The organism is Nocardia puris (genome assembly GCF_003315035.1).
GTDB lineage: Bacteria > Actinomycetota > Actinomycetes > Mycobacteriales > Mycobacteriaceae > Nocardia > Nocardia puris.
Map to the genome: position 1 here is coordinate 219062 of NZ_QNRE01000003.1, position 13319 is coordinate 232380.

At 70.7% G+C, this 13319-nt stretch carries 9 protein-coding genes; 5 read left to right on the forward strand and 4 right to left on the reverse strand.

Annotation, left to right across the window (positions count from 1 at the left end; genetic code table 11):
• Window positions 1-90 precede the first annotated feature (90 nt).
• The 3 genes from DFR74_RS11130 (at window position 91) to DFR74_RS37810 (ending at window position 5947) form a co-directional block, all read left to right on the forward strand.
• Window positions 91-2304, forward strand: coding sequence for a DUF5682 family protein (locus DFR74_RS11130; RefSeq protein WP_232331803.1), 2214 nt, complete (start codon window positions 91-93; stop codon window positions 2302-2304).
• A 139-nt stretch (window positions 2305-2443) separates the two neighbouring features.
• A complete protein-coding gene (locus tag DFR74_RS11135) occupies window positions 2444-3604 on the forward strand; it encodes a VWA domain-containing protein (RefSeq protein ID WP_067511024.1) in 1161 nt (386 codons plus the stop codon).
• Window positions 3605-3685: 81 nt separating this feature from the next.
• On the forward strand, window positions 3686-5947 hold the full coding sequence (locus tag DFR74_RS37810) for an ADP-ribosylglycohydrolase family protein (RefSeq protein ID WP_170160733.1): 2262 nt from the start codon (window positions 3686-3688) through the stop codon (window positions 5945-5947).
• Here the strand turns inward: DFR74_RS37810 and DFR74_RS37815 are convergent.
• Complete coding sequence (locus DFR74_RS37815) at window positions 5911-6366, reverse strand: hypothetical protein (RefSeq protein ID WP_067511025.1); 456 nt, start codon at window positions 6364-6366, stop codon at window positions 5911-5913. The two genes, DFR74_RS37810 and DFR74_RS37815, sit on opposite strands and share 37 nt — an antisense overlap.
• On the opposite strand from DFR74_RS37815, the gene DFR74_RS11145 reads away from it, so the two are divergent.
• The gene (locus DFR74_RS11145; RefSeq protein ID WP_067511026.1) at window positions 6365-7111 is read left to right on the forward strand and encodes a serine/threonine-protein kinase; all 747 of its coding nucleotides are present in this window, start codon (window positions 6365-6367) and stop codon (window positions 7109-7111) included. The genes DFR74_RS37815 and DFR74_RS11145 overlap by 2 nt on opposite strands.
• 242 nt (window positions 7112-7353) lie before the next feature.
• Entirely contained in the window at window positions 7354-8433 is a 1080-nt protein-coding gene (locus DFR74_RS11150) for an ADP-ribosylglycohydrolase family protein (protein WP_170160734.1), read from the forward strand.
• A 354-nt stretch (window positions 8434-8787) separates the two neighbouring features.
• Here DFR74_RS11150 and DFR74_RS11155 read toward each other — a convergent pair whose 3' ends face one another.
• The 3 genes from DFR74_RS11155 to DFR74_RS11165 form a co-directional block, all read right to left on the reverse strand.
• Window positions 8788-11331, reverse strand: coding sequence for an ABC transporter permease (locus DFR74_RS11155; protein ID WP_067511027.1), 2544 nt, complete (start codon window positions 11329-11331; stop codon window positions 8788-8790).
• Entirely contained in the window at window positions 11328-12101 is a 774-nt protein-coding gene (locus DFR74_RS11160; protein WP_067511028.1) for an ABC transporter ATP-binding protein, read from the reverse strand. The genes DFR74_RS11155 and DFR74_RS11160 overlap by 4 nt, the downstream gene beginning before the upstream one ends.
• A gap of 72 nt (window positions 12102-12173) precedes the next feature.
• Window positions 12174-12536 carry a hypothetical protein gene (locus tag DFR74_RS11165; protein WP_067511029.1) on the reverse strand — a complete coding sequence of 121 codons (363 nt, stop codon included), beginning with the start codon at window positions 12534-12536 and terminating at the stop codon, window positions 12174-12176.
• Window positions 12537-13319 lie beyond the last annotated feature (783 nt).

Consider the following 13319-nt stretch of genomic DNA (forward strand, 5'->3'; position numbering starts at 1 on the left):
AACGGAGCGGTGGTTCCGACCGCCGCGCCCGAGTCGGCGACGCCAGCCACTACACGCCCTCCGGCTACCGCGGGTGCCGCCGAATCCGAGGTGCACGATCCGCGTGCCATCGGCGACGACGTGCTCCCCGACGCGGATCCGATCACCCGCGTGTTCGGGATCCGCCACCACGGCCCAGGTTCCGCGCGCTCACTTCGGTTGGCGCTGGAGAGTTTTCGACCGGACACGATCCTCATCGAAGGACCGGCCGACGCCGACAACCTGGTGCAGTACATAGCCGACGAGGGGATGGAACCGCCCGTCGCGCTGCTCGGATACCTACCGGATCAGCCTGCGCGCGCGGCGTTCTGGCCGTACGCCGTGTTCTCCCCCGAGTGGCAGGCGCTGCGCTACGCCGCCGAACACGAAGTGCCCGTGCGGTTCTGCGACCTCCCCGCCTCCGCCGCGCTGGCCACCGGGTCGGAGCCGGGCGATCGCGTCGACCCGCTGGCGCGGCTGGCCTACGCCGCCGGATACGACGACGCCGAACGCTGGTGGGACGCGGTGGTCGAATCCAACACCGACACCGATATTTTCGACCCCCTCACCGAGGCGATGGCCGCCCTGCGCGAGGAGCCCGAAGCCCTCGACGACCACACCCTGCGCCGCGAGGCGTACATGCGCCAGACCATGCGCAAAGCGTTGAAGGCCGGAGCACGGCGGCTCGCGGTGGTGTGCGGGGCCTGGCACGCACCCGCGCTGGCGGGCCCGCTCGGCCCCGCCGCCCCCGACGCCCGGCTGCTCAAGGGCCTGCCGAAGGTGAAGACCGCGCTCACCTGGGTGCCGTGGACACATTCGCGTCTCGCCGCGGCCTCCGGGTACGGCGCGGGCGTGGATTCGCCGGGCTGGTACCACCACCTCTTCACCGCAGGCGAGCAACCGATCGCGCGGTGGCTGACGAAGGTGGCGGGCGTGCTGCGCGCCCACGATCTGCCCGTGTCGAGCGCGCACGTCATCGAATCCGTCCGTCTGGCCGAAACTTTGGCGACACTGCGGCAACGTCCCCTCGCCGGGTTGTCCGAGGTGACCGAGGCGGTGCGGTCGGTGATGTGCGGCGGCGACGAGACCATGGTGCGGGTCGTCACCACCAAACTGGTGGTCGGCGAAGCGCTGGGCACCGTGCCCGAGCACGCCCCGACCGTCCCGCTGGCCGCCGATCTGCGCGCCCGCGTGCGCCGCCTGCGCATGAAGACCGAACCGACCGCCCGCACCGTGGATCTGGACCTGCGCAAGGAGCGCGAACGGGAACGCTCGCACCTGCTGCACCGCCTGCGTCTGCTCGGAATCGACTGGGGCACACCGACGGAGAGCGAGACCGGCAACACCGGGACCTTCCGTGAGACCTGGACCCTGCGCTGGCGCCCGGAATTCGCGGTGTCGATCATCGAGGCCTCCCGCTGGGGCACCACGCTGCGCACCGCCGCCGAGGCGAAGATCCTCGACGTCGCCGACCGCGACGACCGCACCCTCGCCGAGGTCTCGGCGGCGCTGGAACAGGCGCTGCTCGCCGATTTGGGCGATGCCACACCGGGTCTCATCGCCCGCCTGGCATCTGTGGCCGCGCTGGACCACGACATCACCCACCTGCTGGCGGCCCTACCCGCCCTGGTGCGCACCCTGCGCTACGGCGATGTGCGAGGCACCGACACCGCCGCGCTCACGCACGTCGCCGACGGGATGCTGGTGCGCATCTGCGCCGGACTCCCCGGCGCGGTCACGGGTTTGGACGCCGAGGCGGCCGCCCAGCTCCGCGGCCAGATCGACGCCGCGCACCTGGCCATCCACACCCTCGACGACACCCGGGCCACCGCGGCCTGGCTGGACGCGCTGCACCGCTTGGCGAACCGGCCGGATGTGCACGGCGCGCTGGTCGGGCGGGCCGTGCGATTGCTGTGCGACGCCGGGCTGATCGAGGACGCCGAATCGGCCCGCCGCCTGGCCGCCGCCCTCTCCGTCGGCGCGACCGCCGCCGCGAAGGCCGCGTGGGTGGACGGGTTCCTCGGCGGGCGCGGCCTGTTGCTCGTGCACGATCGAGACCTGTTGCGCCTCATCGACTCCTGGCTCGCCGCCCTCGACGACGACCAGTTCCTGGAAACCTTGCCCGCCCTGCGCCGCACCTTCGGGGCCTTCGAATCCGGGGAGCGCCGAGCCATCGGACGAGCGGTCCAGGACGCCGCGCCGACAGCCGAGCAGACCGCGCTCGACATCGAAAGAGGGCGCGTCGCCATGCGTACCGTCGCCGAGATCCTGGGGGTGCCGGTATGAACTCCCCCGCACCGAAGGGTGCGTCGACCGTGCCGCATCCGCGTACTCGAACCACGAGCACGCGTAGCGGATCTGCGAACGAACCGGGCGACCCGAGCCCGGCGCCGACACATCGCCGCGCCGACCGCGGGAGGCAGTAATGACCACTCCCGACGAAACCCGCGCGCGCCGTTGGCGTCTCGTGCTCGGCACGGCCGCCGAACCGGAGCTCGGCGGGCTCGGCTCGGCCGACGACCTCGCTGTCGACCGCGCCCTCGGCGCGCTGTACAACACGGGCGACGAACCGGCCCCGGGTCGGCGCACCGGCGGCCTCGGCGGGTCCGCGCCGCGCGTCGCACGCTGGCTCGGAGATATTCGCACCTACTTCCCCAGCAGCGTCGTGGAGGTGATGCAGCGCGACGCGATCGACCGGTTACAGCTCACCGAATTGCTGTTGGAGCCGGAGCTTTTGGCGGCCGTCGAACCCGACGTGCATCTCGTCGGCACCCTGGTCGGACTCAACCGGGTGATGCCCGAGACCACCAAGGCCACCGCGCGCACCGTGGTCGAGAAGGTGGTGCGCCAGATCGAGGAACGCATCGCCACCCACACCCGCACCGCCGTGTCGGGCGCGCTGAACCGCGCGGCCCGGGTGTCGCGCCCGCGCCCCCGCGATATCGACTGGGACCGCACCATTCGCGCGAACCTCGCCCACTACCTGCCCGAGCACCGCACGGTGGTGCCGGAGCGGCTGATCGGCTACGGCCGCAACACCCAGGCGGTGCGCCGCGACGTGATCCTGGCCCTCGACCAGTCCGGGTCCATGGCGGCGAGTGTGGTGTACGCGTCGGTGTTCGGCGCGGTGCTGGCGTCGCTGCGGGCGCTGCGCACCTCGCTGGTCGTCTTCGACACCGAGGTGGTGGACCTGACCGAGCTGCTCGCCGACCCCGTCGACGTGCTGTTCGGCGCGCAGCTGGGCGGCGGCACCGATATCAACCGCGCCCTGGCCTACTGCCAGAACCTCGTCACCCGCCCCGCCGACACGCTGTTCGTGCTCATCTCCGACCTGTACGAAGGCGGGATCCGGGAGGAGATGCTGCGCCGGGTGCGCACCATGACCGAGTCGGGTGTGCAGATGATCGTCCTGCTCGCACTCGCCGACGACGGCGCCCCCGCCTTCGACCACGACAACGCCGCCGCCCTGGCCGCCCTGGGCGTCCCCGCCTTCGCCTGCACGCCGGACCGCTTTCCCGACCTGCTCGCCGTCGCGTTGGACCGCGGTGACGTGCACGCCTGGGCCGACGCCAACGCCGGCCGGTGAACTCCTCGCGCCCGCGGCCGGGCCGGTTCGCCGAGATGTTCGATAGGCTCGGACGGTTCCGAGTCAGTCGAGGGGGTGCGTGTGCTTCGCCGGGGTGAGACGTTCGCCGGGTACGTCATCGAGCGGGAGCTCGGGCGCGGCGGCATGGGCGCGGTCTACGCGGCGCGGCACCCGCGACTGCCCCGCCTCACCGCGCTCAAGCTGCTGCACCGGGAGATGTTCGGCGACGACGAGCTGCGGGTGCGCTTCGAACGCGAGGGCGATGTGGTCGCCCAACTGGACCACCCGAACATCATCACCGTGTTCGATCGCGGTATCGAGGACGACCGGCTGTGGATCTCCATGCAGTACGTGGACGGTCCCGACAGCGCCACCGTGCCGCGCGACGGCATGTCCGCGGAGCGCGCGGTCCAGATCGTGGTGCAGACCGCCGCCGCGCTCGACTACGCGCACGGCAAAGGCATCCTGCACCGGGACGTGAAGCCCGCCAATCTGCTGCTCTCGCGATCGGCGGGCGTCGGCGCTGGGTTCGACGAACGGGTGCTGCTCACCGATTTCGGCATCGCGAAACTCCTCGACGACACCGGCCAGCTCACCCGCACCGGCAACCTCACCGCCACCCTCGCCTACGCCGCGCCCGAACAACTCACCAACACACCGCTGGACCACCGCTGCGACCAATACGCCTTGGCGTGCACGCTGTTCCGGCTCATCACCGGCTTCGGCCCGTACGACGCGCCGAGTGTCGGCGCCGTGGTGTTCGGGCACATCCAGGGCCCGATCCCGTCGATCCGCGCGGCCCACCCGGAGCTGCCCGCGGAATTGGACGCCGTGCTCGCCAGGGCGATGGCGAAAGATCCCGCGCAGCGCTACGACTCGTGTGGCGAGTTCGCCGAGGCGGCGCGCTCGGCGCTGCGCGATCCGGCGCGCCTGGCCCTGGCGCTCCCGCCGCACGTGCCCGACTTCACCGCGCCGTCCGGTCCCGAGCCGACTCGGCGCGTTGCGCCGCGACTGATTCCGGACCTGTCCGTGCACTCGAGTGGCGATCACCGGATAGACGAAACCGCCTCGACCTCGCGTGGACTTCGCGATTCCGGCACACGCGCCGATCCCGAACCCACACAACACAATTCGGCGCACCCGAGCACCGACAGGACGCTGCGCCGGGGCGAGATCCCTTCGGGCCGAACGGGATACCGGCCTTCCGCCCGGAGGACGCACGCGATCACCGCGCACCCGCCCTTGTCGCCGCACGACCTGCGCGACGCCGTCCTCGGCTGCCTGCTCGGCGGTGCCGTCGGGGACGCGTTGGGCGCGCCGATCGAATCCCTAGACCTCGAACGGATCCGGCGGCGCTACGGTCCCCGGGGACTCACCAGCGACCCCGCCGCCTACGAAGGCCGGATCTCCGATGAGACGCAGCTGACCCTGTTCACCGTGGAAGCGCTGATCAAGGGCTCGCAGCGGGCGCGCGAGCGCGGGGTGGGCGGCGCGACGCTCGGCCTGATGCAGCAAGGATTCCTGGTGTGGTTGCAGGGGCAGGGCGTCACCATCCCCGAACAGCCGGTGCCGCTGCACAGTTCGCTCGCGGCGTATCCGGAGCTGATGCAGCGACGCGGGGTCTCGCACGCGGCGTCCACCGCGCTCCAGCAGGCCGGGGCCCGCCGCGCGCCCACCGACCCGCTCGGCACCAGGTCCGCGCCGGTCAACGATTCCAAGGGCTGTGCCGCCGTGGTACGCGCCGCGCCGTGCGGGTTCGGCTACGCCAGCGACAGCACCGGCGCTGTGCTCGAGCACGTCTTCGAATTGGGCTGCGACGCCGCCGCTCTCACGCACGGCCACCGGTCGGGCTGGCTGCCCGCGGGTGCCATGGCCGCCCTGATCTACCGGCTGTGCCGGGGCGCGTCGCTGTCCGCCGCGCTCGACGACGTGCGCACCGAACTGGCCCACCACGACGGCCACCAGGAGACCACCGACGCGCTCACCGCCGCCGTGGACCTCGCCGCCCGCACCACCGGCGACCCGCGCGCGGAACATGTCGAAACGCTGGGTAGCGGCTGGGTGGGGCCGGAAGCGCTAGCCATCGCGGTCTATTCGGCCCTGAGCGCCGAATCCGTGGGCAGCTCACCGGAAGCGATCTTCCGGACCGGAGTCCTGCTGTCGGTCAACCACTCCGGTGACAGCGACTCCACCGCGTCCCTCTGCGGTCACCTCCTCGGCGCCCACCTCGGCCGCACCGCCATCCCGTCGGCGTGGGTGACGCCGCTCGACGCCGCCCCCGTCATCACCACCCTCGCCAACGCCTATTACACGGAGTTCGGGCCCGCACCGGTCACGCCCTGAACGGCTTCTCCGCTATCGTCGGCCGTAGTGGACGCCCGGCAATCCCGGGTGCGGCCGCCGCGATCGGCACCGGCCGGAATCGTGCCCGATGTGGGTGATCCCACACCGAAGTTCGATAGGCTCGGGCCGGTTCCGAGGTAACGGGGGAGACAGTCGTGTTGCGCCGAGGTGAGCTGTTCGCCGGGTACGTGATCGAGCGCGAGCTCGGCCACGGCGGCATGGGCTCGGTGTACGCGGCGCGACATCCCCGGCTGCCCCGCCTCACCGCACTGAAGCTGCTGCACCGGGAGATGTTCGGCGACGACGAGATCCGGGTGCGGTTCGAACGCGAGGGCGATGTGGTCGCCCAGTTGGACCATCCGAACATCATCACCGTCTTCGATCGGGGCGTGGAGGACGACCGGGCTGTGGATCTCCATGCAGTACGTCGACGGTTACGACAGCGCGTCGGTACCGCCCACCGCGATGTCGCCGGAACGCGCGGCCCAGATCGTGGTGCAGACCGCCGCCGCGCTGGACTACGCACACGCCCGGGGTGTGCTGCACCGGGATGTGAAGCCCGCCAATCTGCTGCTCTCCCGCTCGGCGGGCGTCGGCGCGGGGTTCGACGAACGGGTGCTGCTCACCGATTTCGGCATCGCGAAACTCCTCGACGACACCGGTCACCTGACCCGCACCGGCAACCTCACCGCCACTCTCGCCTTCGCCTCGCCGGAACAGCTCACCAACGCCGCGCTGGACCACCACTGCGACCAATACGCCTTGGCGTGCACGTTGTTCCGGCTGCTCACCGGCATCGGGCCCTATGACGCGCCCCGCGTGGGGGCGGTGGTGTTCGGGCACCTGCACGCACCGATCCCCTCGCCGCGCATCTATCGTCCCGACCTGCCCGCCGAGCTGGACGCGGTCCTGGAGCGCGCGATGGCGAAGGAGCCGTCCGAGCGGTTCGATTCGTGCGGGGCGTTCGCCGACGAGGCGCGGCGGGCGCTGCGCGGGCGTTCGGGTGGGGTATCTCGGCATTCGAAAGTGGATGTTCCCAGCGGATTGTGCCTCTCGCCGACTTCGGGGATAAACGCTCGCACGCCGAACCGCCGGTCCCCGAGCCCGATACGCGGCGGACGGTCACCGACGAGGATGCGGAAGGAGGGTCCGAGGAGGCCCTGATGACCGCCGGAAAGCCTTCGCCCGCGGCGGCCGAACACTCCCCGCCGAAGGCGAATCCGCTCTCGCACGAACGTCCGGAATACGTTGCTGCTCAATTAGATTCGCCAGACTGTGCACCGCGTCCCCCGGCGGCGGCACCCGCCGCTGCCCCACATGCCGTGCCGGCGGGCGGCGAACCCGAACACTCGTCTCGCCCACCGGCGGCAGACCAACCCCGCCTCGCCCGCGACCACGAGAACGCCGTGCTGGGTTGCCTGCTCGGCGGCGCGGTCGGTGATGCGCTCGGCGCGCCCGTGGAAACCATGCAGCTGCACAACATCCTGCGCCGCTACGGCCGACGCGGGGTCACCGGCGACGCCGAGACCTACAAGGGGCAGATCTCCGAGGAGACGCAGGTCGCCCTGTTCACGGTGGAAGCGCTCATCAAAGGTTCGGTGCGGGCGCGGGCGCGCGGAACCGGCGGCGCGACACTCGGTTTGATGCAGCAGGGCCTGCTGGTCTGGTTGCAGGGGCAGGGTGTGGTGATCCCGGAGCAGCCGGTGCGGATGCGCAGCGCGCTGGCCGGCTACCCCGAGCTGATGGCGCAGCGCGGCACCGCGCACGCGGTGGTCACCGCCCTGCGCCGGGCCGCCGCCCGCCGCGAGCCCACCACCCCGCTCGGCACCAGGGCCGACCCGATCAACGCGTCGAAGGGCTGCGGCGCCGTGGCGCGCGCGGCGCCGTGCGGGTTCGGCTACGCCCTCGACAGCGCGGGCGCATCGCTCGAGCACGTCTTCGAATTGGGTTGCGACGCCGCGGCACTCACCCACGGACACCCGTCCGGCTGGCTGCCGACCGGGGCGATGGCCGCGCTCGTCTACCGGTTGTGTCGCGGTGTGGGGCTGCTCGACGCGATCGAGGACGTGCGCACCGAACTGGGCAGGCACAGCGGGTACGAGGAAACCTCGGCCGCGCTCGCCACCGCCGTCGACCAGGCGCGCTGGACCGTCGACCAGGCCCGCCCCGAAGACGTCGAAACGCTGGGCCGCGGCTGGACCGCCCCCGAAGCACTGGCCATCGCGGTCTATTCGGCGCTGTGGGCCGAATCCGCCGGCGGCCCAACGGAACAGATCTTCCGCACCGGAATCCTGTTGTCCGTCAACCACTCCGGTGACAGCGACGCCACCGCCTCCCTCTGCGGCAACCTCCTCGGCGCCCACCACGGCCCCCGCGCCATCCCCACCCCCTGGCTCACCCCCCTCGACGCCGCCCCCGTCATCACCACACTCGCCACCGCCTACTGCACCGAATTCGGGCCCACGCCACCACCGGTGGGGGTGTGAATGTTTTCCATGCCGGGGGCGTCCCGGTTTCCATCGAGCGCGGCCGGGCAAAGGTGAATGAAAGTCCGTATGCTCGGCCGAGAAACCGCAGGTCAAGAAGTATGCTCCCCGCGCACGCGGGGATGAGCCCACGGGGAGGCGATAGCGGCCGACCTACTGACGATGCGCACGCGGGGACGAGCCGGTCAACCAGAAACGCAGGTTCGGGTCGGTGATATATGCCCCGCGTATGCGGGGATCAGGCCGCCTTCGACCTCGGCTTGTCGACAGTTACATTTGCTCCCCGCGCAGGCGGGGGATTGCCGCACAGACCCTCGGCCGGGCGGTTCGAAGCCGCCCGGCCGACAAGTCCGGTTACAGGTCCGCGATCGCCGCCAACGGTGGCGTTCGGGCCGCGCGGATACCCGGCCACACCGCCGCCAGGATGCCCACCACCGCCGACGCGATCACGACCGCGACCAGCTGATCCCATGGGATCGCGATCTGGTCGATCCCGAGGTCACGCAGGGTGCGCAGGAATCCGATCCCCAGACCGAGGCCGAGGATGACGCCCACGATCGCGCCGAAGACGGCGATCAGCATGGACTCCAGGTAGATCGTGCGCCGCACTTGCGCGCGGGAGGTGCCCACGGCGCGGAGCATGCCGATCTCGCGACGGCGTTCCACCACCGAGAGGGCGAGCGTGTTGACGATGCCGAGGATCGCGATCACCACGGCCAGCGCGAGCAGTCCGTAGAGGATGGCGAGCATGGTGTTGATCTGGCGGCCCTGCTCGCCCTTGAACTGCTCGCGGTCCTGCACCTGGATGATGGCGAACCGGTCGGTGGCGTTCTCCAGGTCGGTGCGCAGCGCGTCCAGATCGGTCCCCGGCTGACCCTTGACCAGCACGAAGAAGTTGCTGCGGAAGGCCGTCGGCGTCACCTCGTCGAACACCGCGGGCGGTGCCACCAGATCGCCGAGCAGCGGCGACGCCTTGAACACGCCCGCCACGGTGACCGGCACCTGCTCGTTCTTGTCCAGCGTGGTCAGCTCCACCTGCTGGCCCGGCTGCCAGCCGTGCTCGGCGGCCTCGTCCTCGGAGACCAGCACGCCGCGCTCCCCGAGATCGCGCGACCCCTCGATCAGGTCGATGCTCAGCAGCCCGGTGAGCGGCCCGTCGGGTGCGATACCGGCGATGCGATCGTCACCGACCCGCGCCGCCACACCGCGCAGCCCGACGACCTGACCGGCGGCGGGCACCTCGGCGCGCACGGTGTCGGGCACGCCCATCGGCAAGCCGATGAACTGCTGCGGCGGGCCGGTGAGCACGTAATCCGCCTCCACGCCCTTGTCCACCAGCACGTCCACGCTCGCTTTGGCCGAGGCGCCGAGCATGCCGATGGCCGAGACGAGCATGAGCCCGAGGGTGAGCGCGAACGCCGTCGCGGCGGTGCGGCGCGGATTGCGCACGGCGTTATTGCGCGCCATCCGCCCGATCGGTCCGAACGGGCGCAGCGCCGCACCGAGCGCGCCGACCACCGGCCGCGACAGCGCGGGCGCGGCGAGCAGCACCGACAGGATCAGCCCCAGCGCGCCGACCCCGACCGTTGCCGCGGCGCTGCCGCCGGTCGACTGCGCACCCACCACCACCAGCGCGATGCCGGCGACAGCGAGCACCGCGCCGACGAGCGTGCGGACCCGCAGCGAATCGCCCGCCGACGCGAACTCCTCGCGCATCGCCTCGACCGGCGGGATCTTCGCCGCGCGCCGGGCGGGCGCGTAGGCGCTGATCACGGTGACCGCGATGCCGACGAGCAGCGCCACGATCACCGTGCGCGGCAGCACCGCCATCGTGCCGGTCGGCAGGCCGAGATCGAACGCATTGAGCAGAGCAGCGAGCCCGAAGGCCAAACCCACACCCGCCGCGAGTCCGATTGCGCTGCCGATGATTCCGATCACCAGCGCCTCGCCGACCACCGATCCGCCGACCTGCCTGCTGCTCGCGCCGACCGCCCGGAGCAACGCCAGCTCTCGCAGGCGCTGCGCGACGATCATCGCGAAGGTGTTGTAGATGATGAACGTGCCGACGATCAGCGCGATCGCGCCGAAGGCCAACAAGAAATAGTTGATGAAGTTCAGCGCTTCGGAGACTTGGGATCTCAGGTCCTCGCGCACCTGCTCACCGTTCTGCACCTTGTAGCCGGGCAGCGCGGCGGCGATCCGTTCCTGCGTGGATTCCGAACCGTCCGTGGCGATGTCGACGTAGCCGACGTGCGCGCCGTCGGTGAACAGCTGGCGAGCCTGCGCGTCCTCGAACAGCACGCCGATGTATCCGCCTGTGTCGGACGGGGTTTCGTAGATGCCGGTGATGGTGACGTCCAGCATCGGCTGCTGCTGGGTGCTCTGCGAGGGGATGAGGACCTTGGTGGTGTCACCCACGGCGAGCCCCGCGCGTTCGGCGCCGCTCTTGTTCAGCGCGACTTCGTTCGTGTTCGCGGGCGGCGCGCCCTCGAGGAACTTCTCGGGTTCGGCGACAGCGCGTTCCGGCGGGAGGTAGGACTCGCCCCAGCTCGGCGCGCCACCCGTCTGCACGGGCTTCTCACCCGCCGGATCGAGCAGCACCAGCGGGCCGCCCACGCTCGGCGCGACCGTGCGCACGCCCTCCATGCCGGCGATCTCGTCGACCACGCTGTTGGGGACGCCGAACGACTGCTGCTCCTCGGGGCTGACCCGCACGTCCACACCCATCGCCTCGTTGGCGAAGATGCCGTCGAACGTGCGCTGGAGGGTGTCGGTGAACACGAACGATCCCGCGATGAACGCGGTGCCGAGCACCACCGAGAGCAGGGTCAGCGCCAAGCGCACCTTGTGCGCGGCGAGATTGCGCAAGGCGACCTTGCGCATCGGCGAGCCGGTCATGCCTGCTCCAGCGACTTCATCCGGTCGAGCACGGATTCGCTGGTGGGATCGCGCAATTCGGAGACGATGCGGCCGTCGGCGAGGAACACCACGCGGTCGGCGAACGACGCGGCGTGCGGCTCGTGGGTGACGATCACGACGGTCTGCCCGAACTCGTCCACCGCCGCACGCAGGATCGACAGCACCTCCTCCGAGGATCGCGAGTCCAGGTTGCCGGTGGGTTCGTCGCCGAAGATGATCTCGGGTTTGCCCGCCAGCGCCCGCGCGCAGGCGACGCGCTGTTGCTGCCCGCCGGACAGTTCGCTGGGCCGGTGCCCGAGCCGGGCGGTGAGCCCGAGCCGCTTGGTGACCGTGTCCAGCCATTCGGCGTCGGCGGCGCGGCCGGCGATGTCCAGCGGCAGGGTGATGTTCTCCAGCGCGGTCAGCGTCGGCACCAGGTTGAACGCCTGGAACACGAACCCGATCCGGTCGCGGCGCAACTGCGTCATCTGCTTGTCGCCGAGCGAGGTCAGATCGGTGTCGCCGATGCGCACCTGCCCCGAGCTGGCGCTGTCCAACCCGGCCAGGCAGTGCATGAGCGTCGACTTCCCCGACCCCGACGGCCCCATGATGGCCGTGAACTCCCGCTGCGCGAAATCCACCGACACCCCGTCCAGAGCCCGGACCTGCGTGTCTCCGGACCCGTACACCTTGACCAAGTCCACGGCGCGCGCCGCCACCCCGGTCCCGACGGCCTCAGCCGTCCCAGCCACTCCACCGTGCGAAGTCATGCACTCCAGTCTGTCGGTGATCGGTGCCGCGCGCCATCGGGGAAGTCCCCGATGGCGCGGGGTTGATGCAGATCACCCTCGAGAAGTAGGTGGTGCCGTGCCTCGATCGGTCTCCGGCTCGCGCCGGAGGCGGTCGAGGCGATCGGCTTCGGCGCGGGCCTGATCGCGCGCGCCGTGCAGATAGGCGATCGTCCCGATCATCACCTGTTCGAGCGGATCCCCCTCGGGGCCGAGCAACGCGAGACGAGCCGCCATCTTCGCGGCGACCTCCTGCATGTTCAGCCCCTCCGACGCCAACGGAAGATTGCGCCACCAGATGTCCGCGAAGGTGTCCGCCATCTGCTCCGAGGATTTCGCGAGCCGCTGCCAGATGTCGACGATCTGCTCCCGGTAGGCGTCCACGGTCTCGGGAGGGAACTCCGGCTCGTCGTTCATCGGTGTCCGCTGCGTTGCCGTGTGGCTCCGCCCGCCCGCCCCTGAGCCCCAGCGCGCGGGTGCACGCCGGCGACTACCAACGCACCCGCCAGCAGCACCACACCGAAGACTCGTCGCATGCTCACCCCCACTACCCACGCCGGGCCTTCATCGTTGCTGCAACTATACAAACGTCCACCCCTGACCGGGTTCCCGCCCAGATCGACCATCCAAAGTGCGGCTTGGTCGGGCATCCGCGCCGCCCACCCACCGTCGACGGCGATCGCGGGCGTGCGACAACTGCCCACCGGGCAGTTTCGAACCACCAGGGCAAGGTGCTGATGCGGAGATCCACACGCGCGGGGAGCGTGACGCCGATGGCCGGCACTACTTCGGCGGCCCAGGCTCAACCCCGCCGGCGCGGGGAGCACGTGCTACAGGCACGGTAGGGATGGATAGTACCGCCGGAGATAGTATCGCCAGAGATACTATCGCTCGCGATACTATCCATTTCGGTACGAACACTTCGGAATCCGCTCACGGGGCGGAGTCGCACGGATTCCACCAACGGCGATGATCGCGACTCTGCAAATGGTTGACCGCCTGGCACTTCGGCGCCGCCCGGCTGGGGGGGCATCGTGAACCATCTCCGCATGCGACTGGAGCATCCGAGCGGGTCGATCAGCGCGCCCATGACGCCGAGGCCCATCCCCGCATGCGCGGGGAGCATAAGGGGACCACCCAAGAACTCATGGCCGCCGCGGGCTCATCCCCGCACGGGCGGGGACCATCTCGGCGTCGAAA